Source organism: Luteibacter aegosomaticola, from assembly GCF_023078475.1.
In the GTDB taxonomy this organism is placed as follows: Bacteria; Pseudomonadota; Gammaproteobacteria; order Xanthomonadales; family Rhodanobacteraceae; genus Luteibacter; species Luteibacter aegosomaticola.
The window spans coordinates 3,058,026-3,082,232 of the sequence record NZ_CP095741.1 but is presented as its reverse complement, the minus strand read 5'-3'; the positions used below and the strand labels follow the sequence as shown (position 1 = coordinate 3,082,232).

Sequence of the window (24,207 nt, the reverse complement as noted above, 5' to 3'; positions counted from 1 at the left end):
ATGGGCCACCGCGAGGACTGACCGTGACGCGTTGTGCCCTCGCGCTGCTGGCTTGCGCGCTGTGCCTTGGCACGGCGGCGTACGGCTCGCCACGGGAAGGGGACGACGCCACGCCAGGGATTTCGCATGGAACCACGCGTTTTGACATCGACGCCCAGCCGCTGGCCGGTGCGTTGCGCGCGTATAGCGAAAACACCGGCATCGCCGTGTTGTTTGATGACGGCCTCGTGGCAGGCCATGACTCACCGGGCCTCCACGGGGAGGCGGCACCACGCGATGCGCTGCGCATCCTCCTCGTGGGTACGGGGCTCAGTGCGCACTTCACGTCCATGAATGCGTTTACCGTCAACGCGAACCCATCCGAGCCTGGCGAAGGTGCGGTCGCGCCGTCGCCGGTACCGGAAGCGCTGTTGGCGGCCGATGCGGCTGAGTTACAGCAAGCCGTGGAAAAGGTGCTCTGCACCCAGCGTGATACGCGGCCTGGTTCGTTCCGTCTTGCGCTTCAGATTTGGATCGATGCGAACGGCGCCGTTGCCGAGGTGGCAGCGCTGGCGCCATCCGACGACGCCCAGCGGGATGGCCGTGTCCTCGCCGCCATTCGCCGCGCGCGCGTCCCCGCGCGCCTGGCCGCCTCCAGCCCGTTCACCGTGCTGCTCGCGCCCTCGCGGCGTGATGCCTGCGGTGCGACGGCATGAGTGCCGATGCCTCGTTGCTGGGCCTGTTCCTCGCCAACTACGAGGATTTCCGCCGCCGCCTGCGCCGACGGCTGCGTTCGGACGACCTTGCTGATGACGTGATGCAGGAAACCTACCTGCGCGTGGAGAAGCTGGCCATGCCGGACGGGCATGCCACGCACCCGACGAGTTACCTGTTCCGCATGGCGCTCAACATGGCAGCGGACCATCACCGCTCGCAGAGCCGCCTGCTGACCGGTGAAGAAGTGGACGAGCTCCTGCACGCCGTCGACGACGTGGTCGAGCCCTCTACCGTGCTTGCCTCGCAGCAGGACATCGTGGCGCTTAGCGCGGCGCTGGAGGGCCTGACCCGTCGCCAGCGCGAGATCCTGATCGCGGCCCGCGTCGAGGAGCTGCCGCAGGCCGATATCGCGGCCCGTTACGGCATTTCGGTGCGCATGGTGGGCAAGGAACTGAAGAAGGCGCTTGAGACCTGTGCCACAAAAACCGGCCGGCGTGCTTACCAGCGGTTCGGTCCCGGCGTGCGGGAAACGTCTTAACCGTATGGACGCCTATCACCGCCACGATCGCACCACGGAAGCCCATGGCTGGCTGGTGCACCTTACCTCGGGCACGGCCACCCGCGAGGACGGCGAAGCCTTCCGCCGCTGGTGTGCCGAGAGCGAAGAAAACGCCTTGGCGTTCGCCGAGGCGCGCGCGCTATGGGAGGCCCTGGGGCCCGCCGCGGCGCTGCGCAAGCACGAACGCAGCAGCCGCGCGCGATCGGGCCCCACGCATCGCGTACGCCTTACCCGCCGCGCGTTCCTGGGTGGCGCGGTTGCCGCGACAGCGGCCACCTTTCTTATGGTGCGCAGCGACGCCTTCACCCGTGGATCGGCGCCTGATGGCCTGACCTTGCGCACGAACGTGGGTGAGCAAAAGACTTTGCGCGTGGCGCCGGGCGTCTCGGTGGAGATGAATACCGATACGGATATCGCCGTGCGTGAGCGCGGCGGTGTGGTCACGGGCATGCACCTGCGCGACGGCGAAGCCGTGGTGCGTATCGACCCCTCGCGAAAAGATCCTTTCGTGGTGGAAGTCGCAGACGGGCGCCTGTTCTCCGAACCAGGCACGGCCTTCGCCGTGCGCTGCACGGATGAGGCCGCCACGGTCACCTGCCTGGACGGCCACACGGTGATCAACCACGACGGCACGAATACGCCGGTGAAGCCCGCGCAGCAGGTCGCCTTCGATGCGACGGGCACGGGCGCGGCGGTCGGAGTGAACCTTGGCACCGCATTGTCCTGGCGCGATCGCGTACTCATCTACGACAACCAGCCTCTTGCCGACGTGGTTGCCGATATCAACAGGTACCGGCCGGGGCGCATCGTGATCACCGACCGCACGCTTGGCGAGCGCCGCGTGCATGCGCGTTTCACCCTCGACCAGATGGGTGAGGTGGCGACGCTGATCCAGGATGCCTACGGCGCACACGCCACGCATTTGCCCGGCGGTTGGGTGCTGCTTAGCTAAGCGCGCAGGCCGGCCGCCGCCGGCGCATGAATTTTTCGTGACAGCGGTTCAGTGCGACGACAGCCCAAGCGTCTAAGGGGCAAACGGAACACAGGGGATTTTCCGCGTGGGTACACGAGCACTACGGGTGAACGCATGAAGCGTGCCGCGAACCCACTGGCGACGGCGTTGGCCGCCGCCATCGCGATGGGTGTGAGCATCCATGCCGCGGCGCAGGAAGCGCCACAGGCGTTTGATGTGAACGAATACGTCGTGGATGGCAACACCACGCTGCAGTCGCTGGATATCGAAACCGCCGTGTACCCGTTCCTGGGTCCGGGCAAGTCGATGGCCGACGTCACCAGTGCGCGCGATGCCTTGCAGAAGGTGTACCAGGCGCACGGCTACCAGTCCGTCGTCGTCGATATCCCGCCCCAGCAGGTGAAGGAAGGCGTCATCCGTCTCCAGGTCACCGAGAACACGATTGGCCGTGTGCGTGTGGAAGGCGCGGTCTATCGCTCGCCGAAGGAAATTCGCGACGGTGTGCCAGCACTCGCGGAAGGCGACGTACCGAATTTCTCGGCGGCCCAGCAGCAGCTCACTGACGTGAACCGCCGTGCGGGTGCGCAGGTGGTGCCGGTGCTGACGCCGGGCAAGCTACCCAACACCATGGACGTGACGCTGAAGGTCAACGACAACAAGCCGGTCACCGCCAGCCTGGAAGTCAACAACGACCACAGCGTGAATACGCCCGAGCTGCGCACCGTCGCGAGCATCCGCGATGACAACCTGTTCCAGCAGGGCCATGCCGCGTCGCTCACCTATATTGTCGCGCCGCAAGATCGGAACAGTTCGGAAGTGTGGGCCGGGTCCTATCTCGTGCCGCTCGGCGGCGAGTGGAGCGTGCTCACCTCGGGCTACAAATCCAACAGCAACGCCAACGCCGTCGGTGGCACCACCGTGCTGGGCAAGGGCAATGCGTTCGGCTTTACCTTCGTGCGTAACCTGCCTGCGCATGGCGAGTTCTCGCAGTCGCTTTCGCTCGGTGTCACACGCAAGCATTTTGACCAGAACCTGACGCTGGGCGACGCGACCTCCAAGGCGCCGATCACCTATATCCCGGTAAGCGTGACCTACCAGGGGCAGCGCATGGGTGAGGCCTCGCTGAGCACGATGTCGCTGGGTGCCGTCGCTGGCTTCCGTGCGGGTGGCAGCAGCGCTGCCGAGTTCGACAACCAGCGCTACAAGGCGAGGCAGAACTTCTTCTACGTGAAGGCCGAAGGCGGGCATACGCGTAACTTCGCCGACGGCTGGAGCCTGGCTGGGCGTCTTGCCCTGCAGCTGTCCACCTCGTCGCTGGTCTCGAGCGAACAGTTCGCCGCAGGCGGTGAGAGCACCGTGCGTGGCTATCTCGAAGCCGAAGAAACGGCCGATCACGGCGTCATTGGCTCGCTGGAACTGCGCACGCCCTCGATCGCCACGCACATCGGCGGATGGGTGAATGACTGGCGCTTCCTCGCGTTCGCCGATGGCGCGCACCTGCAACTCATGAACGCGCTGCCGCAGCTCGTCGACCCAGCCAACCCGGATGCGGGCAGCCGCACGGTAAAGACCTACGACCTCTCCAGCGTAGGCGTCGGCACGCGCTTCCAGCTTTTCAACATCGCCACCGGCGCCTTCGAGATCGCGTACCCGTTCAACGACGGGCAGGCCACGAAGGCGCACGACACCCGCATCCATTTCTCTCTCAAGGCCGAGCTCTGACCGGGCACAAGGGCATCCACCCAGGGGTAACACCGTGAAACGACTTCTGATCCTCGCCTCCATGCTTCTCGGCCTCGCGCCCGCGGCACATGCCGCCGATGCGTCGTGGTGGAACCAGGATTTTGCCTTCCGCAAGGCCATCACCATCGACACCACGGCGAAGGGCGGCAACGTCAATACCGCCGTCGGCCGCGTGCCGATGCTCATCCGGCTGCACTCGGGCAACTTCACCTTCGATGGTGTCAACGAGAGCGGCGCCGATGTGCGCTTCGTCGCCGCCGATGACAAGACGCCGCTGAACTACCAGATCGAGACGTTCGATCCGGTGCTGGGCGTGGCGCTTGTCTGGGTCGACGTGCCGCAGGTCGCTGCGGATTCACAGCAGCAGGTGTGGATGTATTACGGCAACCCGAAGGCGCAGGGCGCTGACAAGGGTAGCGCCACGTTCGATGCCGACTACTCGGCCGTGTACCACTTCGAAGATGCCGCCGGCAGTGCGCCGCGCGATGCCACGGCTTACGCCAACAATGCGGCCGGTGCTGTTGGCACGGTCGACGGCATCATTGGCAAGGCGGCCCGTTTCGATGGCAAGCAGGGCATCAAGCTGCCGGGCGCCGTTTCGATGGCCCTGGCCCAGGGTGGCGCGTTCACCTTCAGCGCCTGGGTCAAGCCGGATGCGATCTCGGAAGGCCGCGTCACGCTGTATGCCCGCCACCAGGGCACCCAGGCGTTTGTCATCGGCCTGCAGAACGGCGCGCCGTTCGTGCAGGTGGGCGAGGGCGACGCGGCCCCGGCCAGCACGCCGGGCGAGCCGCTGAAGGCTGCGACGTGGGCGTACGTCACGGTCACCGCGGCCGACGGCAACGTGCAGCTGTACGTGGATGGCAAGCCGTACGCCACGCTGGCTGCCGCGCTTCCCGCCATGAACACGGAAGCCTCGCTCGGCAGCGATAGCGCCGATGCCACGCCGGCGAGCGTGGGCTTTGCCGGCCTCGTGGATGAGGTGCGGATCTCCCGCGTGGCTCGTCCGGCCGCCCTGATCGCCATGGACGCGCAGGCACAGGGTGCCGAGTCGAAGCTCGTGGCCTACGGCACGGATGAGAAGCAGGCCGGCGTCGGCTTCGGCTATTTCGGCATCATCGTGAAGTCGGTGACCGCCGATGCGTGGGTGGTGATCGGCATCCTGCTTGTGATGGCCGTGATCTCGTGGGTGGTGATGTGGCAGCGCGCCTCTTACGTGAATCGCGTGAGCCGTGCCAACGAAGATTTCCTCGACGCGTTCCGCAAGCAGGGCCGCAACATCCTCGCGCTGTCGCGTGACCCGACCGCTTCGCGTCTCGCCGATGCCTCGCTCTACCGCCTCTACAAGGTGGGTGCGGCGGAAGTCTGGGGCCGTCGTGATGCCGATGGCCACGACCACATCGCCCCGGAATCGATCGAAGCGATCCGGGCCACGATGGATTCGACCATGGTGCGCGAGAACCAGCGCCTGGCTAAGTCGATGGTGATGCTGACCATCGCGATCTCCGGTGGTCCGTTCCTCGGCCTGCTCGGTACCGTGGTCGGCGTCATGATCACCTTCGCGGCGATCGCCGCGGCGGGCGACGTGAACGTCAACGCCATCGCGCCGGGTATCGCGGCAGCGCTGCTCGCGACCGTCGCCGGCCTGTTCGTCGCGATCCCGGCGCTGTTTGGCTACAACTACCTGCTCATCCGCAACAAGAACGTCACCGCGAACATGCAGGTGTTCGTCGATGAGTTCGTCACCCGCCTGGCCGAACAGCAGCGCGTCGTGGCTCCGGCCGCGGTCGCCGCGTAAGGACCCGCCGCCATGCGCGCCCAGGACGACGACAAGCCGTACGACGACATCAACATCACGCCGATGCTCGACCTGGCGTATGTGCTGCTCGTCATCTTCATCATCATGACCACCGCCTCGGTGCAGGGCATCAAGGTCAACCTGCCCAAGGCATCGGCCGCCGTCAGCATGGCCAAGCCGCAGACCAAGGCCATCACCATCTCGGATACGGGCCAGGTGTTCCTCGATGCCTATCCCGTGACGCTCAGCGAACTGGAGCAGCGCCTGCGCTCGCTTAAGGCGCTGAACCCGGACTTCCCGGTGGTGGTGAAGGGCGATTCCACGGTGCAGTACCAGAAGGTCATGGACATCCTGGACCTGCTGCGCCGCGTGGACCTGCCGCAGGTGGGCCTCGTGACCGGCAAGGCGCCGAAGGATTGATGCGTGGACGCTTTTGAACCACGCCGCCGTCCACCCCGCCGCTGGCTCGGCCCGGCCGTCGCCGCGGCGGTGTTCCTCGGTTTCTGCGCGTTGGTCTGGCATTTCGCCGCCAGCACGGTGGGTGTGCGCCGCGAGGCGCCGCGTGTAGCGACGATTACGCCGCTGCCGCCGCCCCCGCCGCCGCCGAAGGAAAAGCCGCCCGAGCCGCCCAAGCCGGAGGAAAAAATCAAGCCGGTAGAGGATAAGCCGGTGGACCAGCCGCAGAAGCCGGTCGATGCCCCCAAGCCGAGTAACGACGTGGCGAAGCAGGTCACGATGAATACCGATGCGCAGGCCGGCAGCGACAACTTCAACATCGGTGCGGGCACCGGTGGCGGCATGGTCGGTGCCAATGGTGGCAACGGCACGGGTACCGGCAGTTACGACCAGTACCTGGGCTACGCCATCCAGCAGGCGATCCAGCGCAACGACAAGGTGAACCGTCTTTCGTTCGAGGTGCAGGCCAACGTGTGGCTCGATCCCGATGGCCGCCTGGTGCGCGCGGAACTCGTCGCGCCCAGCGGCAACAAGACCACTGACGATGCGCTGATCGAAGCGCTGCGCGCGATGCCCCGCATCGATGTCGCGCCGCCCTCGTCGCTGCATTTCCCCCTTCGCGTGTCCATCCGTGGGAAGCGCCCCGCATGAACACGTTCATTCCTTCCAAGCCCTTTGTTTCCCGGAGATGCCGCATGACCCACGGAAAGGCACGCAAGCGACCTGCGCGCGCCCTGCTGGCCGCCGCCATTGGCCTGGCCATCTGCGCCAGCGGTGCGCACGCCCAGTCCGCGCCGTCTGAAAACGCCACGATCAACCTGGTACGCCTGCTGGTGAAGCGCGGCGTGCTGACCCAGTCCGATGCCGATGGGCTGATCGCCCAGGCCAATGCCGATGCTGCCTCCGCGCAGAAGGCCGCGGGCACGGCCAATGCCGTGCCAGCCGTGCCGGGGCAGGTGCGGGTGACCTATGTGCCCGAAGTGGTGCGCAACCAGATCAAGGACGAGCTCCGCCAGGAAGTGGTGGCGCAGGCGAAGGACGAGCATTGGGCTGAGCCGGGCAAGCTGCCGGAGTGGCTGGACCGCATCGCTTGGGCGGGCGACCTTCGCGTACGTGATGAATTCCACTACTACGACAAGGGTAATGCGACGCAGCAGGTCGATTTCGCCGCGCTCAATCGCAACGGGCCGTACGACCTCAACGGCGTCGTGCCGCCGCCCCAGCTCAACACGCTGGAGAATCGCACCAATTCGCTGCGTATCCGCGCCCGTCTGGGCGTGAACCTCACGCTTGGCGACGGCGTCACCGCGGGGATCCGTATCGGTACCGGCGGTGACAATAACCCGGTATCCACCACGCAGAACCTGGGCGGTGGCCTCGCCAAGAAGAGCCTCTGGCTCGACCAGGCGTGGATTGCCTGGAGCCCGTCGGAGTGGGTGAAGGTCACGGGCGGCCGCATGCCTAACCCGTTCCTGAGCACGAACCTCGTCTACGCCGATGATCTGAACTTCGACGGTATCGCCAGCCACTTCGACGTGCCGGCGAGCGACGACATCAACACGTTTGCCACGGTCGGCATGTTCCCGATCGAATACCAGTCGGACGATTTCCCGGCCGAGGCTGGCGCAAAGAGCGCGAGCCGCGACAAGTGGATGACCGGCGCGCAGCTGGGTGCCTCGTGGAAGTTCGCCGACGACATCGAATGGAAGTTCGCGCTCGCGTACTACCGCTTCGATCACATGCAGGGCCAGCTGTCGGACCCGTGCCCGATCTACCTTGGCGTGACCTATTGCAGCACCGATGCCTCGCGGCCTGCGTACATGCAGAAGGGCAACTCGCTATTCCTGATCCGCGACATCATCCCGGATCCGAACTCGCCCAGCAGCTATGCGCAGCCGCAGTTCGTCGGCCTGGTGTACGACTACCACGTCGCCAACGCCATCACCCGTCTCGACATGAATGTGATGGATACGCCCCTGCGCATCGAGGGCGACTACATCCGCAACATGGCCTACCACCGCAAGGATGCCTTCCGTGCGGACGTCGGTGTGAATCGCCTGGTGAACAACTTCGGCGCGGGTGACTTCGCGGAGTCGGCATACAAGAGCGGCCCGGTGGGCTGGATGCTCCGCGCCACGCTGGGCAAACCGCAGCCGAATGCCTCCGGCGACTGGAACGTGACCGCTGGCTACAAGTACATCCAGCCGGACGCCACGCTCGATGGCCTGAACGATCCTGATTTCCACCTCGGCGGCACCAATGCCAAGGGCTTCATCCTCACCGGCAGCTACGGCATCTCGAAGTACTCGTGGCTGAGCCTGCGCTACTTCAATGCGAAGGAAGTGTTCGGGCCGCCGCTGTCGATCGACGTCTTCCAGCTTGATCTGAACGCCAAGTTCTAACGGAGGCGATATGAAACGCTTGCTCATCGTCATCGCGCTGGCCACCGCCGCACCTGCGGTGTTCGCGCAACAGGCCAGCCTGGAAAGCCGCATCCGCGCGCAGTTGGCCGAGACGCGCGGTCAGCTGCAGGACCTGCAGGCGCAACAGGCCAGCTGGGCGGCCGAGAAGGCCCAGCTGGAGAAGGAGCGCGACGCGGCAAAGGCGGACGCCGAAGCCGCGCGCGCGGAAGGCAAGAAGAGCGTGGCGGTATCGCCGGAAGCGAGCAAGGCGCTCGTTGCCGAGCGCCAGCGTCGCGAAGCGGCGGAAGCCTCAGCGCAGAAGGGCAAAGCGGATGCGGATTCAGCCGCTGTCGCGCTGCGTACGGCGGAAGCCGAGCGCACGCGGCTGTCGAAGGCACTGGATGCCGCGAAGAGCCAGGTCGATGTATGCACTGCTCGCAACGTGCAGATGTACCGCGTGGGCCAGGAAGTCATCACGGCCTATGAAAATCTCGACATGGGCGATGTGCTCTCGTCGCGCCAGCCATTCGCCGCGAAGGCGCGCGTGAAGCTGGAGACGGCGGCACAGGCCTTCGGCGACAAGCTTTATGACCAGCGCTTCGATCCGCGCGCCGGCCAGGCGTCGGCCACCCCATGATCAAGGACCCTTCAACCCCGCGGTGGGTCGCCACGGACGACACAGGAGCCCGCGATGGACAGGGACGTCCCCATGAAGAGGCGCGCGTGAGTAGCTCGCATGCCCTTGCCGAGATGCTGCGCCAGCTGTACGTGGCGCGCCAGGCCAAGGCGGCCGATATCCTGCTCGATCGCGTGCCTCGTGCAGCGCTGGAGCACATGCTCGGCGAATCCTCGGCCTTCCTCGGTGCGCGCGTGCGTTACGCCATCGAAGACGCGTTGCGCCACCGAAAGCGGCCTTCGGATGACCCGGCGCATACCACGCTGCGTGCCATCGGCACCGTGCTTAACGCATGGCTGCACGACGGGCGCCGCCTGGCTATCCGTTCCGTGCTCCGCGAATTTTCCCTGGACGAGCTGCATGAGCTCGCCCGACTCCCCGAACTCCACGATGAAGTGGCGTCGATGACCAGCGATTTCACGGGCGGCATCGCTCCGTAACCGACGCTCAAGACATGATGATTTACCCGAGGCCTTTGCCATGATCGTTCGCCAGCACCCTGCCACTCCCCGCCGCCCGGCACCGAAGCCGCGGCCGACCCTGCGCCGCCGCGCGATGTGCCAGTTCATCATGGTGGCGCTGTTTGGCGGTGGGGCCGCCCATGCGGCAACGCCGCCCGCGTTTAGCCCGGCATGGTTTGCAGCGAAGCAGCAACAGGCAGTATCCCCAGGGCAGGGTTCAGGCGGTAGCGGAAATACGGTCAGCTTCACGCCGGGCAACGCGCTGACGCAGCCCCGGGTCCAGCAATCGATCACCAATCTCAATAACGCGGCGGCCGCGCTCGCGGCACAGATGCAGCAGCAGAAGGACGCGCAGGCTGCCGCAGTGCAGATCGTATCGAATGTGCCGAACGGTCTTGGCGATGGCGCGCTCAAGCCATCGTCCGGCATCGCATCGGACCCGTCCCTATGGCAAAACGCAGCCGCTCCCACCGACACAGTGGCCGGTGGGAAGCACATCGTCGAGGTGAAGCAAACGGCGAAGAAAGCCATCCTCACCTGGGATAGCTTCAACGTGGGACGGGACACCACGCTGTATTTCAACCAGGCAGCCGGCAACCTCTCCGGCGGCGGAAATGACTGGATCGCGCTCAATCGCGTCAATGACCCGACTGCCAAACCAAGCCAGATCCTCGGCGCCTTGAAAGCCGAGGGTACGGTCTACGTGTTGAACCGCAATGGCGTCCTCTTCGGTCAGGGCGCACAGGTGAATACGCGCTCCTTGCTAGCGAGTTCGATGGCCCTGTTTTCGGATGACCTGAAGACCAGCAACACGATGTTCCTTAACTCGGGCATCTCCGATCCCGCCAATTCCAACAAGTCGATCCTGGTTGCCGACGCAAACGGTGGCAGCGGCGATGTGGTCGTGGAGAACGGGGCGTCGATCAACGCTGAGGCGAATGGCTTCGTTATCCTGGCGGCGCCCCGGGTGGTCAACCGCGGCGCTATCGTCGCTGACGACGGACAGGCTTTGCTGATCGCTGGCGACAACATCATCAGCAATAGCCTCGATGGCACCTTGTCGTTGGGCGCTGTACAGACCGGTCCGAGGACGACAGGCCAGGCTGTGGAGAACTCGGGGCTGATCCAGGCGCGGCGCGGTGCGATCACGCTCTACGGTCCCTCGGTCTACCAGAATGGCGTCGTGGTTGCGTCGACGAGTATCAGCCGCCCCGGCAGCATCACGCTAAGCGGCATGGATCATGGTTTCTACGGGCCCGTCGAGTTCGGCGCGGGCTCGGTGACGGCTGTGCTGCCGGAGAAGGATGGCACGACGACGACGTCTTCCGCCGATGCCGACAAGGTTTTTGTACCTGGGAGCGTGTTGGTCACGGGCAACCGCGTAACGATGGATGCAGGGTCTCTTCTCGAAGTACCCGGCGGCAATGTGAGCCTGCGGGCGATCGGTACGGGCGGCGCATCAGCTCTGGCAAATGATGGCAGGGTCTATATCGATAGGGGTGCGACCATCGATGTCTCGGGGCTGGCCAATGTCGAGCTCCCGATGGATGCCTTGCTGGTGAGTATCCCGCGCATCGGCCAGAACGAGCTCGCCGATTCGCCGCTCTTGCGCAACAGCTTCCTATACACACAGAAGGATGTGCTGCTGGACAGCACCGTATCGGGCACGCGTGCCGATGGGCTGGACTGGATCGGTAGCCCGATCATCAACGCGAAGGGCTATGTCGAGAACATGCCGCGTGATATCAGCCAGATGCTGACGCAGGGCGGTTCGATTACGCTGGATGGCGGCGAGGTGATTACCCGCACGGGCTCCCGCCTCGCGCTGGATGGTGGTTATCTTGCCTACCAGTCCGGATGGATCACCACGCCGAACCTGTTGGGTGCGGACGGGCTCATCCACAACATTGCCTCGGCTGACCCGGATGTCGCCTATGTCGGCTTTGCCGGCCAGTTCACCAGTACGCACGCGCGCTGGGGCGTGAGTCAGACGTATAACTCGCCCCTGCTTGGGGGCACGCGGCGTTATGAAGAAGGCTTCGTCAAGGGCGCCGACGCCGGGACCCTGACGATCCACGCGAAGAACGCACTTCAACTGGACGGCGAAATGTCGGCCCAGGCCACGCCGGGCACGAACCAGACCGGCGACGGCACGCAGCCGGACGATGGCACCTTTGCGCTCGACATGGCCGCAAACGCCGTGTTTTCCGGGCAGCAGCGCGGGCTCCGGATCCAGCAGACCTCGCAGACCCTGGAGTCGTTGGTCCCTTCCTTCGACAAGGACACGAAGTGGAGCGACGTCGATATCGCGGATGGTCTCGACGCCGGCTGGATGGTCGTTAGTGCGGATAGCCTGGGCAAGGCGGGTTTTGCCAATGTGAGCCTGGCTGCCTCTACGGGCTCCGATACCGAAGGCGCGATCGTTAGCGCGGTGGAAGAAACGGCAGGTACGCACCTTGTCGTAAAGCCGGGTGGCAGTGTTGCCCTTACCGGTTCGCGCATCGATATCTATGGTTCCATCGAAGCCCCGGCAGGGAATATCACCTTGACAACCGGCAGGCCCGTCGCTGCACCCGGCGCCGGCACGGGTGCGCCGGCGGAAGACGCCGGCATTACGCTCCATGACGGTAGCCTGTTGAGCGCGCGCGGGCAGTGGGTTAACGATACGGCGGCAGCTGCGGATGAGCTCACGGGTGATCGTTGGATCAATGGCGGCAATGTCACCCTTACGACCTGGCAGGAAGGCACGACGGCTGACCAGACCGGATCGATCACTCTGGATGCCGGCAGTACGGTCGACGTAAGCGGTGGCGGCTACGTCGATACCCATGGTGACGTGAAGCTCGACAACGGGCTGCCCGTCGGGCGCGGCGGCAACATCGCGCTACTGACCTACGAGAAGGACCCTGCTGACCAGAACCCCTTCTCGAGTACGCCACCCAGGGCGATCGACCACGCTTACGTTAGCCTGGGCGGAACGTTGCGCGCATGGGGCTTCTCGGGCGGTGGCGCCCTGACGTTGCGTGCGGCGCAGGTCCAGGTCGGCGGTGACGCGAATGCGATGGCGCAGCCGAATGGCCTGTGGCTTTCCCCGGGGTTCTTCGATGGCCAGGGCTTTGCTCGCTACAATCTGGATTCGGTGACGGACGCGACCATCGCGGATGGGACGCAAGTCGTGGTCCGGCAGGCCAACATGCTGCCGGACCTCGATGCGCTGCGATCGCTGGCGTCAGGCAGCGACCTCTATGCGACACCGGCCGTGAAGGGCATCGGCCTGCTCGACGCATGGGATCGCTGGTCCACCCGGAGCACGAGCGCTGATGGCGCATCTGGCCTGACGATGCAGGCAGGCGACTACCGCAACTGGGTTCGTAACAACGTGCCCATCACGCTGGATGGTGTCACCGGAAGTGCCGTCGTGGGCACGGGTGCGTCCGTAACGGTCGACGCGGGTGGATTGCTTGATATCGGTAGCTATGACGATGTCGTAATCGATGGCAGCCTTACCGCTCGTGGCGGCACGATTAACGTAGATAGCAACAAGCCGCTGACCTCGACCGGATACCAGGGCATAGGTCGGGCATGGCTCGGCGCCGGCGCTAGTCTCGATGCGCGAGGCGTGGCGCTCATCAATGAGCGTGCGCCGGCGGCGACGCAGGGCGATCAGCGAGTGACGCCGCGCACGGGCGATGTGCTTGGCGGTGGTACGGTGAGTGTGACAGCCGGGGGCGGCGGTGTCGTTGTCGCTGACGACGGTTCCCGCATCGACGTGTCGGGTGCGGCCGATACGTTCGATCTTCCCGTGGCCAGTGCCCGGTTAAATGGCACGACCACCGACGTGGCGCCGGTCGCTGTGTGGAGCGATGCCGGCAGCATCGTCTTCGGCGCTTCCGCAGGGATGTATCTTGGCGCGACGCTCCAGGCACACGGCGGCGCCGAGGATGCAGAAGGCGGCTCACTGGAGATCGTGGGTACGCAGGACGTCGGCACGGCGAAGCCCACGGCGATCGTCGTGAGCCAGTTGAATGGCGACAAGCCTGGTTTCGCCAGCATGTCGGATGACGCCGGCGGAACCGGTGCTGGCAATCTCTACTTCGCAGCGCACACGTTGGATGGTTCAGGCATCACCAGCCTGCAGCTTGGCCCGACGCCAGGCGCACAGATCGGGAACCAGTTCGCTACCGCGGTGGTGTTCGCAGGTGATGTGAACCTCAACCTCGGCAAGCAAGTGGTTATCAATGCTGATGCCCTGCGTGCGGAGCCGGCGGGTGGGACGGATGTCGGCGCAGTCAGCGGGTTTGCCACGGGTGCGGGGCACGTGACGATCGCGGCGCCGTATGTCCAGATCACCGGTACCCCGACGTCGCCCACGGCCATGGCAGGTGACGGGGTCCTTGATGTCCATGCCGGTTCCATCGACATGGGCGGCGTGGTTGATCTCCAGGGCTGGCAGCAGGCGAACTTCAACGCGCTGAACGACGTACGCTTCGCACTGCCCGCCATCCTCGCGTCGGACAGCAATAGCCACCCTGTGCCTGGCATGCTGTTCTCGACCGGCGACCTCACGTTCACCGCTGCCCAGGTGTATCCGGAAAGCGGCTACCACTTCGCGATCAACGCAAATGCTTCGGGTATCGCCGATGCCCAGGGGGCTACGCGTGAAACCACGGTGACGTTCCTGCCCTCGGGCGAGGCAGCCACGGCGCCCTTGTCAGCGGGTGGTGCGTTGCTTATCGCCGCAGACCACATCGAGCAGCGCGGCACGATCAAGGTGCCCTCGGGCACGCTGGTGCTTGGCACCACCGATCCCTCGAACGATGCCACCGCATTTGGTTTTGCCGCCGGGGCGTTGCCCCTGGCTAACACGAAGAGCGTGCACCTGGCGCCGGGTAGCGTCACGTCCGTATCGCTGGATGATCAGACGGTGCCTTACGGGACCACCGTGGACGGCATTGATTGGCGCTATAGCATCCAGCCTGGCGTGGATGCCGCGACCATGGATGCCCCGCCGTCCAAGCAGATCGAGCTGCATGGCGGCAGCGTGGCGCTCGACAGCGGCGCCACCATCGATCTCACGGGCGGCGGCCACCTGCAGGGGAGCGAGTTCGTGCCAGGCACGGGCGGCTCGCGCGACGTGCTCGCCACGGCTCCCAATGGCGCGACCGTTTACGCGATCCTACCGAGCCTCAATGGCCCTATCGCCGCGAGCGACATGGCGATGGATGCCGCGGGCGCGGTGCAGCCGGGTGTTGGCCGCCAGGTCTATCTGGCTGGCGTGCCCGGCCTCGCAGCCGGTTATTACACGCTGCTCCCGGCGCAGTACGCGACGCTGCCGGGCGCCATGCGCATCTACCAGATGACGACAGCGACCGAGGGGGTAGCTGGGCGCGCGGCCGCCTTGCCCGACGGCAGTTATGCCGTCGGTGGTTATTACGGCAACGCGCTCACCGGAACGCACGATGCACGTGTATCGACCTTCATGGTCCAGTCGGACGATGCGTGGCAGCAGTACTCGCAGTACCGCCTGACTGATGCCGATACGTTCTTCAATGCCGCTGCGGCAAAGAATGGTCAGGTGGCCCCGCCTCTTGCGGCGGATGCCGGCAGGCTCGCCATCAGTGCCGGTCAGCGTCTCGACCTGGGGGCGACGCTATCGGCGACGCCGGCGGTCGGCGGCCGCACTTCGCAGGTGGATATCGCCGGCGAAGCGATACAGGTGCTGGGTGCGAGCGAAACGGCGCGCGATGGCTATCTGGGTATTTCCGCCGATGGGCTCACGACGTTGGGCGCGGGCAGCTTGCTGTTGGGTGGTACGCGGCAAAGCGAGACCGACGGCGATCACGTCAACGTGACCGCGGAGAGTCTTCTGCTCTCGAACGACGCGGCGCATCCGCTCGCAGGCCAGGAGATTCTCCTTGTGGCGGGCGCGGGCGGCGATGGCATCACGCTGGAGGATGGCAGCGTGCTTGCAGCGCGCGGGCAGGGTAACCCTGTTGCGAGCCAGCCGCTTGTGTTTGGCCGCGATGCGGGCACGGATGCCGATGGTGCCGCGGTTCCCGCTATCGATGGTAGTGGCGCGCTTCTCCGTGTCTCGCAGCACGGGGCGGCGGCGATCACGCGTCATGGCCTTGGCGCGAATTCGACCGGAGGGCAGTTAACCATTGGTGCGGGCGCGCTGGTAGACGGCGGTAACGCATTGACTCTCGATGCCACGGGCCGCGTTCGCGTAGACGACATGGCGACGCTCTCAGGCAAGGCTGTCGACGCCACCGCGGGCCATATCAGTTTCGTGGCGCCCGGTGCGGCAAGCCCGGATGACGGCCTGGTGATCGGCGCGAGTACCCTTGCACAGTGGCAGGATGCGGACTCAGTCACGCTGCGCAGCCGCGGCGCCATTGACTTCACGGGGCCGCTGGATGTCTCGCTGCACAATAGCCTTGTGCTAAGCGCGGGTTCCATTGAAGGCGACGGGAACGATGTGTCAATCCAGGCTGGCACAGTCACGTTTGCCAACCTGCTGGGCGCGGCAGCGGGCCAGGCGCTGGCCGGCGGCGGTACGCTGCATGTCGACGCGCGTGAGATCGACTTTGGCGCCGGTACGGCCACCGTGCTTGGATTCTCGGGCTTCGATGGGCGCGCCTCGTCGGGCATGGCGGCTACGGCTAGTGGCGGCGTCGACTTCGGCGCCATGGCGGTCGACCTGACGGCGCCGGTCTTCGCGGTGAACGGCGGTGGGGCGAGCACGTTGCTGACGACGGGTGCGATGCGCCTCCACGGTGTGGACGGCACCGCATTGGCGGCCTCTGGCATGGGCGGCTCGCTTACCCTGCGCGCAGCCAATATCGACGACGGTATGAGCATCGCCGCTCCGGCGGGTAGTGTGAGTCTGGATGCCACGGCGGGTGGTGTCCATGTCGCGACTGGGACGACACTGGATGTCTCCGGTATTACCCAGCAATTCTTCGATACGGCGGCTTATGCCCCAGGTGGCAACCTGGCGCTCGACGCTACTGGCGATATCGCCATCGACCAGGGCTCGACGATCCGTTATGGCGGAGCGGCCAACGCGGGTGACGCGGGAACATTCCATGCCGTGGCCGGCGGTACCCTCGGCCTGGGCGGCCATTTCGATGGCCACGCCGCGAAGGGCTACCGCGGTGGCTATTTCACGGTCGGCACGGGCGGCGCCCTGGACCTTGATACGGTGGCCTCGATCGCGACGCTCAGCGGCGCGACCGGCCTCGTCGATGTCACGACAGGGCAGGGTGATCTCGCGCTCTCTACCGGAAACAGCCTGACGGCCACGCGCGTTTTCCTGACGGCGAACGGTGGCAAGGCGCGTGTCGACGGCACGATCGACGCCAGTGCAACATCGGGCAGCCACATCGAGATCTGGGGTGATCGAGGCGTCGACATCAACGGCACGCTGGATGCGCACGCTATTGTCGCAGGTCAGCAGGGCGGTGATGTCATCCTCGGCACCGGCGGTGACCCCACGGCCAACGACTTCAACCAGAAGTACGGCTACGAGAACGTCGACCGGGCGAACGCCGGGTACATTCACCTTGGCACGGGCGCGCGTATCAATGTGGCAGGTGGCTCGGCGGCGGCCGAAGGCGGCACGATCAGCCTTCGTGCGCCGTTGCTGGCTGACGGTGATGTACCGGTGACCGTCGACGCTCCCTCATCGTTGCAGGGCGCGCGTGATGTCACGATCGAGCCCTACGCCGTGTGGAGCACGAAGGACCAGACTTCCGGTGCCCAGCATTTCGATGGTTACATCGACCCCGCCGGTTGGTTCAACAGCGACGGCACGATGGTCGCGGGCACATGGACAGATGCGAACGGAAAGGTCCTGGACGCGCCGGTTGGGTCGGACCAGATCGCCGACTACCTGAGCAAAAACTATTTCACGCCTGATCAGGTCAATGCCGATCACGCCGGCTTCTACGGCTACGTGGGCGGGGATGTCGCCAACGGCCCTGGCGTGTTGATGGGCTTCGTGCAAGCGCCTGGCTTCACGTTCGGGGACCGCTTCAGCGGTATCACCAACGTGCACGTTCGTCCGGGTATCGAGCTGAGCAATCCCGCTGATGGCCTCAACGGCGGCGACATCAGTGTCGTTACCAACTGGAACCTCGGTGCGGGCGTCACGGGTAGCGATGGAAAGGTGCAGCTTGCCTACCGTTACAACGGAGAAGCACCGATCCTGACCGTGCGCGCGGCGGGTGATCTCAACCTGCAGGCGAGCATCTCCGATGGCTTCTATCAAACCAACGACGGTGCACAGCTTAATGACCCGCCGCCCGACGCGCCGACCGATCCGGTGGGGCCGTCGTACGACGACATGGTCGCGGCTTACCAGGCATCGCAGGCGTTCCTCGATACGAATGGCCTGTGGAACGGGACGATCAACCTGCGCGCAGGTGGCACGGCGACCATTAGCGCCGATCCGAATTACCAGCCGCTGCAGGCGCCACTGGAAGAGCAAACCGGGGCCTACTACGCGAATTACCAGGCTTACATCACCGCCTTTGGCAATTCGACCGCCACCACCGCGTGGGTGGGTCGCTTTAAAACCTCGAACACCACGAAGTTCCTGGCCTACAACCCGACAAGCGCTGGCGCGCCGGCGCCGGGCAGCTACGCGACGTATGCTGACTATTACGCCGCGTACAAGTCATGGCTGAGTACGAATTTCACGCGTACCCAGACCACGAATACGCCAGCGCCACCAATGCTTCCGGTGGATACGGACTACACCAACTGGTCCGCCGACTACGGTATCTACCTGGCCGATCACAAGGACTACTACACGTACGTCGCTGCGAACGTCGGTACGGCCTTCACCGGCACGCAGATGTACTACGCGCCGTTCGCACCCGAAGAGCAGGCGGCGCCGAACGCCGGGTACTCCAAGGCGCTCGCTGCTTACCAGGTGGCACAGGCGTATCTCAACGCCAATGGCTTGTGGAACGGCACGATCAACCTGCGTGCGGGCGGCACGGCCGTTATCAGCGCCGACCCGAACTACCAGCCCCTGCAGGCGCCCATCGAGGATCAGACCGGGGCGTACTACACGAACTACGAGGCGTACCTCACCGCGTTTGGCAACTCGGCGGCAACCACGGCATGGGTGGGACGTTTCAAGACATCCAATACCACCAAGTTCCTCGCCTATAGCCCTTCGAGTGCTGGCGCGCCGACGCCGGGCAACTACGATAGCTATTCGGATTACTACACGGCCTACAAGACCTGGCTGAGCACGAACTTCACACGCACGCAGACCACGAAGACGCCTGCGCCGCCGATGCTTCCGGTGGACCTGGACTACACCGACTGGTCCTCCGATTACGGCATCTACCTTGGCGACCACAAGGACTACTACACCTACGTCACCGCGAACGTCGGCACGGCCTTCACCGGTACGCAGATGTATTACGCCCCGTTCGCGCCGATCGTCGATCCCTCGGGCGGCCCGACCGTGCCGAACCAGCCGATCGGCAAAGCTGCACCGGATAACTCGCCCTCGAACATGCCATCCCTCGGTAACCCGGTGTCGTTTGCGTCCGCGACGCTGCTTGGCGGCCCGAGTACCTCGTACCGTTTCGTCGCCGGGGCCGATACCGATGTGGCGGATCCGCTCGCAACGAATGCAGCGGGTACGGGAAGCGTATTGCTTGGCGGCCACTTCGAGGTCACGGATACCGTGACCGATCCTTTGGTCGTCAACGGAAACAGCCCCTATAAGGGCAAGACCCTGGTCTTCCCGACGACCATTCGTACGGGCACGGGCGATATCGACATCACGGCCAGCGGCGATATTCGCTGGACCGACGAAAGCTCACCCGCCGCGGTATACACGGCTGGCGCGCCAGCAGATGGCACAAGCGCAGGTACCGACATCAGCGTCCTGCGCCCGTCTGAGCAGGCGGGGGGCCTCGCCAACACCCAGCCTGACATGCTGGTCAACGGCTTGGTCAATCCGGACCATGCGGGCGATATCAGCCTGCAAGCGGGTGGCGACATCCTTGGTATCCAATCGGTGGTAGACGCGGACGGAAGCCAGACCAAGGGGGCGAAGGGCGGGAGCGTCGCGCAGTACTGGTGGCAGTGGATGCAGGTTGGAAACGCAGCCGATGGTTCCCGATCGTCCATTGATTTTTCGAACTTCAAGCAGGGCGTGATGAGCGCCGGCGGCAATGTCACGGTCGATGCTGGGGGCGATATCTCCGAGCTTTCCGTCTCGCTGCCGACGACCTGGTACATCGATAACGGCAGTCACACCGCCACCACCGTGGGCGGAGGGGATCTTGCTGTCCACGCCGGTGGCAATATCGAGAGCGGCAGCTACTTCGTCGCGAAGGGGCTTGGCGATATTCGCGCCGACGGTGCCGTGACGGCATCGATCAGTGCCCCCACGACGGGTAGCGCGGGAGGCTCCACGCCAGCTTCCACGTTGTTCGCCTTGCAGGATGCGCAACTGTCGGTCCTGGCTCGCGGTGGGCTGGATATCGCCGGGGTGTACAACCCGTCGTACTACACGTCGAGCGTAGTGGCGGCGATGTCGCCGGCGGGCCACGTCGATAGCCAGGGTTTCTCGGGCGATTCGATGTTCAACGCGACTTCGGTGTCGGGTGGCATCGTGCTCGGCAGCCTGGCGACGCCAGGGGCGTTGTTCGGCGGTGGCGGCAGCGCGATTCCTGTGCTGCCGGCGACCGTGGGCCTCACGGCCCTTGGCGGCGATATCGATATCGAGACGAACGGCGAACTCTTCCCCTCGGCGACCGGGAACCTGTCGTTGCTCGCGGCGCAGGACGTCAACCTTGCCCGCCTGACGGTCGGCAATGCGGCGAACTACGGGTTTGGCCTGATCGACTCGTCGCCGGATGCCATGCCGTCGCCGGTCCAGCCTTTGAGTGGCGCCGCACAGTTGGGTGGCTTGCTGACCTGGCTTGGTACGAACGATGGTTCGCAGGCCGCTAATGCGGTCTTCCACTCGCCGACGCTTCTACACGCTGACGACACGGTGCCAGTGCGCATCTACGCGCTGGATGGTGACATCAACGATGGTGTCTTCGGGGCGGACGGGTACGTCCAGCGCCAGTTGATCGTCTATTCGCCGAAGCAGGCACAGGTGCTGGCAGGGAGAGACATCGTGAATCTCTCCCTTGAAGCACAAAACACGCGGCGTGCCGACGTGACGCAGGTGGCCGCGGGCCGCGATATCTATGACACGCCATACAAGACCTCCGTGGGTGGCGACTACAACCTGGCGCCGGTCCTCGTGCTGGGTGGGCCGGGTAGCTTCCTCGTGGAGGCGGGCCGCGATATCGGTCCGTTCGTCAGCCAGCTCGATCTTTCACAGCGGGCGTCCAACACGACACTCACGGGGATCGATGCCATCGGCAACGCGCACAATCCCTATCTGCCGCACGAGAGCGCCGACGTCCTCGTAAACTTCGGCATCGGTCCGGGCGTGGATACCCAGGCGTTCCTCGCGCAATACATGGATGGAGCCAACGGCTTACCCAGCCTGGTGCCGGACCTCGTGCGCTTCATGCAAGAACGCGTCGCCGGCCAATCCACCGCGACCGGCCATGCCACGGATGATGTCCTACCGCCGATGACCGGGGACGAAGCGCGTTCGCTGTTCGCCAATGAGCCGCAAAGCGTGCAGCGTCTGTTTGCGGAGAAGGAACTTTTCAAGCTGCTTGCGCAGGTTGGCACGGACTACAACAACGCCGCCAGCCCATACGCGGGCCAGTACGCCCGCGGATACGAGGCGCTGGCATCGATGTTCCCGGCTTCGCTCGGCTATACGTCGAACGGTTCCGGGCAGGGAGGCCTGAACGGTGCGGCTACCACGGTGGATACCGGTGACCTGGATATCCGTAGCTCCACCATCCAGACGCAGCAGGGTGGCGACGTGACCCTGGTCGGGCCAGGGGGGCAGGCGCTGATTGGCAGCACCTCCGCACCTGGCGTCATTACCGATGGCACGGGCGCGGTAAAGGCTGGCCCGAACACGATGGGTCTGCTTACGCTGGAGGCGGGTGGGATCAACGTCGTCACGGACCGTAGCCTGCTTCTCGCCCAGAGCCGCGTCTTCACCGAGCGTGGTGGTGATGTCACGATCTGGAGCTCGAACGGCGACATCAACGCGGGCCAGGGTGCGAAGACGACGAGTGAAGTGCCACCGCCGACCTTCCTGTGCGATCGCGATGCGTTCTGCTACATCGATGCGCGCGGCCAGGTGTCCGGTGCCGGTATCGCAACCCTGCAAACGGTGGATGGTGCCCAGGAGGGTAATGCTTATCTGATCGCGCCTCGCGGAACGGTCGATGCGGGTGATGCTGGCATTCGCGTGTCGGGTAATCTCGTGATCGCCGCGGCACGGGTGGCCAACGCAGACAACATCCAGGTCAAGGGCGATTCGATCGGTATTCCGGTGACGGCTGCGGTCAATGTCGGCGCACTCAATGCGGCAAGCGCCGCGGCTACCGCCGCATCGCAGGCGGCGGAGGATGTGGCGCGCAAGCAACAATCCGATGCGCGTGAAAAAATGCCATCGGAGATCTCCGTGCATGTGCTGCGTGACGGAGACAACACGTCGAGCGTGTCGCCCGCCGCGTACGATAACGGCTCACCCGTGCAGGTGCTCGGTCGTAACGACTCGCAAGGCAAGCTGACGGATGCCGAACGCAAGGCGCTTCGCAACATGTGAGGCGCTCGCATTGAACGAACGGCCCCGGTCGCCGGCATGTTTTCGCCAAAGAGCAACATCGGTTGTCATCTTTGGAAAAAATACGCAGCGATTCGGGGCTTTTTTTCTGTTTGCCCGTGACAGCTGATATGTCGGTTCGGAAACAACAGGATGCTTTGAGTTTCCGCAATTGCCGATTTCATAGAGCCATCATATTTGACGACATCGCAATGGCATGATCGGGTCATCGTAGATAGGGATGCTTGCAAGGCCTCCACTTGGGGGGCTTCTATGCAAGGGGAAACACCATGCGTTGCGATTTTTCGATGGGAAACACCCGCATGAAGTTCATCGCGGGCGCTGTGCTGATGTCGCTCGCTTCCGCTGCTGCCGCTCAGAGTGTCAACCTGACCGGTGGTGGTGCCACGCTGCCGCAGCTCGCTTACACCGCCGATAACACGGCTGCGCTGACCACGCCGCTGCCGGGCTCCATGATCGGTGCGTACAGCGACATCTCCGGCAACACCACGACCTACTGCCCGACCGGCAGCGGCACCGGCAAGAAGATCCTTGCTGGTAACGATCCGGCCAACAACGTTAACAACGCCTGCCTCGGCACCCCGGCCGGCTTTGGCGGCACGGGCCTGACCCAGCCGGCCTTCGTCGGCTCTGACTCGCCGCTGGCGTCGTCGGACATGACGGCTTACTTCGCTGGCCACACGGCCCTTGGCGCGCAGCCGGTGCAGTTCCCGAGCATCGCCGGTGCGATCGCCGTTTCGTTCAACAAGGCCGGCGTGAGCCAGCTGAACCTGACCGAGACCCAGGTTTGCCAGGTGTTCTCTGGCCAGATCAAGACCTGGCAGGCGCTGCGTGCGTCGGGTGCGAACACGGGCATCCCGAGCAGCACGACCGGCAATATCACCGTCGTCTATCGTTCGGACGGCAGCGGCACGTCGTTCAACTTCTCGAACCACCTCTCGGCGGTTTGCGGCGCCGCTGCCGGCGGCCTGAACGTCCCGGGCGCGGGCTCGTTCCAGACGAACCAGGACTTCTCGCAGGCCATTGCCAGCTACCTCCCGTCGGGTTACGCCGCGACCGCCACTGCCTCGGGTAACACCGGTGTGGTCACGAAGGTGGGCAGCGTCGACGGTGCGATCGGCTACGCCGAAGTCGCCAACGTCGTGGTCTCGTCGCCGGCGCTGTATGCCAGCATCGAGAACAAGAACGCCACGGGTACCTTCATCGACCCGTCGAGCTTCGGTCCGTCCAACGTCGCTGTGAGCCTCCAGTTCGACAAGGCCATCGGCGGCAACGACGCCAATGGTCGTCCGCAGCTCGTTGCTCTCAGCGGCCTGCCGAAGAGCCAGTGCATTGCCGTCGTCGATCCGTCGGCCTATGCCTCGCCGGCTGCCGGCTATCCGATCATGGCGGTGACCTACCTGCTCGGCAACGCCACGGGTAACGGTTCCCTCACGGCCGGCGTTCGCGGCGTGCTGGGTTCGCCGTACAGCACGGATGTGCGCAACGCCACCGGCACGGTCGGCTTTGCCGGTACCGGCTTCGCCTGGCTCGACTCCGGCGTGACCCAGTCGGCCGTCGATAGCTGCGTCAACTAAGACCCACTCGCTGTCCAGGAAGGATGGGGAAGGGAGAAGCCCTGGCTTCTCCCTTTTTTTTTTTCTGCGGTGCCCAGCGGCGGATGTTGCCGACTTCGTGCATCCGCATCACCCCAACGCG

Annotated in this window: 12 protein-coding genes; all 12 read left to right on the top strand. The window is 64.9% G+C overall.

The annotated features are described in order from the left end of the window. Positions 1-23: 23 nt before the first annotated feature. On the top strand, positions 24-695 hold the full coding sequence (locus L2Y96_RS13540; protein WP_247326868.1) for an STN domain-containing protein: 672 nt from the start codon (positions 24-26) through the stop codon (positions 693-695). Beyond that, positions 692-1,234, top strand: a complete 543-nt coding sequence (locus L2Y96_RS13535; RefSeq protein ID WP_247326866.1) for an RNA polymerase sigma factor — start codon at positions 692-694, stop codon at positions 1,232-1,234. The genes L2Y96_RS13540 and L2Y96_RS13535 overlap by 4 nt, the downstream gene beginning before the upstream one ends. A 4-nt stretch (positions 1,235-1,238) precedes the next feature. Continuing rightward, positions 1,239-2,207 (top strand): FecR family protein, encoded by a 969-nt coding sequence (locus L2Y96_RS13530; RefSeq protein WP_247326864.1) that lies wholly within the window; start codon positions 1,239-1,241, stop codon positions 2,205-2,207. A gap of 135 nt (positions 2,208-2,342) precedes the next feature. Next, positions 2,343-3,950: a ShlB/FhaC/HecB family hemolysin secretion/activation protein gene (locus L2Y96_RS13525; RefSeq protein WP_247326861.1), complete on the top strand. Its 1,608-nt coding sequence runs from the start codon at positions 2,343-2,345 to the stop codon at positions 3,948-3,950. A 34-nt stretch (positions 3,951-3,984) separates the two neighbouring features. After that, complete coding sequence (locus L2Y96_RS13520; RefSeq protein ID WP_247326858.1) at positions 3,985-5,769, top strand: DUF2341 domain-containing protein; 1,785 nt, start codon at positions 3,985-3,987, stop codon at positions 5,767-5,769. A 12-nt stretch (positions 5,770-5,781) separates the two neighbouring features. After that, a complete protein-coding gene (locus tag L2Y96_RS13515) occupies positions 5,782-6,189 on the top strand; it encodes an ExbD/TolR family protein (RefSeq protein WP_247326856.1) in 408 nt (135 codons plus the stop codon). Positions 6,190-6,192: 3 nt separating this feature from the next. Next, entirely contained in the window at positions 6,193-6,876 is a 684-nt protein-coding gene (locus tag L2Y96_RS13510) for a TonB C-terminal domain-containing protein (protein WP_247326840.1), read from the top strand. A gap of 44 nt (positions 6,877-6,920) precedes the next feature. Beyond that, positions 6,921-8,627, top strand: a complete 1,707-nt coding sequence (locus tag L2Y96_RS13505) for a putative porin (RefSeq protein ID WP_247326839.1) — start codon at positions 6,921-6,923, stop codon at positions 8,625-8,627. 10 nt (positions 8,628-8,637) lie between these two features. After that, positions 8,638-9,264 (top strand): hypothetical protein, encoded by a 627-nt coding sequence (locus tag L2Y96_RS13500; RefSeq protein ID WP_247326819.1) that lies wholly within the window; start codon positions 8,638-8,640, stop codon positions 9,262-9,264. 86 nt (positions 9,265-9,350) lie between these two features. Beyond that, a complete protein-coding gene (locus tag L2Y96_RS13495; protein WP_247326816.1) occupies positions 9,351-9,743 on the top strand; it encodes a hypothetical protein in 393 nt (130 codons plus the stop codon). A 40-nt stretch (positions 9,744-9,783) separates the two neighbouring features. Then, positions 9,784-22,491, top strand: coding sequence for a filamentous haemagglutinin family protein (locus L2Y96_RS13490; RefSeq protein ID WP_247326807.1), 12,708 nt, complete (start codon positions 9,784-9,786; stop codon positions 22,489-22,491). Between the two features lie 320 nt (positions 22,492-22,811). Further along, positions 22,812-24,086, top strand: coding sequence for a substrate-binding domain-containing protein (locus L2Y96_RS13485; RefSeq protein WP_247326804.1), 1,275 nt, complete (start codon positions 22,812-22,814; stop codon positions 24,084-24,086). The last annotated feature ends 121 nt before the right edge of the window (positions 24,087-24,207 follow it).

Excerpts from the sequence above, each read along its gene's own strand:
- L2Y96_RS13535 (WP_247326866.1), top strand. The coding sequence starts at position 692 with ATGAGTGCCGATGCCTCGTTGCTGGGCCTGTTCCTCGCCAACTACGAG.
- L2Y96_RS13530 (WP_247326864.1), top strand. The coding sequence starts at position 1,239 with ATGGACGCCTATCACCGCCACGATCGCACCACGGAAGCCCATGGCTGG.
- L2Y96_RS13525 (WP_247326861.1), top strand. The coding sequence starts at position 2,343 with ATGAAGCGTGCCGCGAACCCACTGGCGACGGCGTTGGCCGCCGCCATC.
- L2Y96_RS13515 (WP_247326856.1), top strand. The coding sequence starts at position 5,782 with ATGCGCGCCCAGGACGACGACAAGCCGTACGACGACATCAACATCACG.
- L2Y96_RS13505 (WP_247326839.1), top strand. The coding sequence starts at position 6,921 with ATGACCCACGGAAAGGCACGCAAGCGACCTGCGCGCGCCCTGCTGGCC.
- L2Y96_RS13500 (WP_247326819.1), top strand. The coding sequence starts at position 8,638 with ATGAAACGCTTGCTCATCGTCATCGCGCTGGCCACCGCCGCACCTGCG.
- L2Y96_RS13490 (WP_247326807.1), top strand. The coding sequence starts at position 9,784 with ATGATCGTTCGCCAGCACCCTGCCACTCCCCGCCGCCCGGCACCGAAG.
- L2Y96_RS13485 (WP_247326804.1), top strand. The coding sequence starts at position 22,812 with ATGAAGTTCATCGCGGGCGCTGTGCTGATGTCGCTCGCTTCCGCTGCT.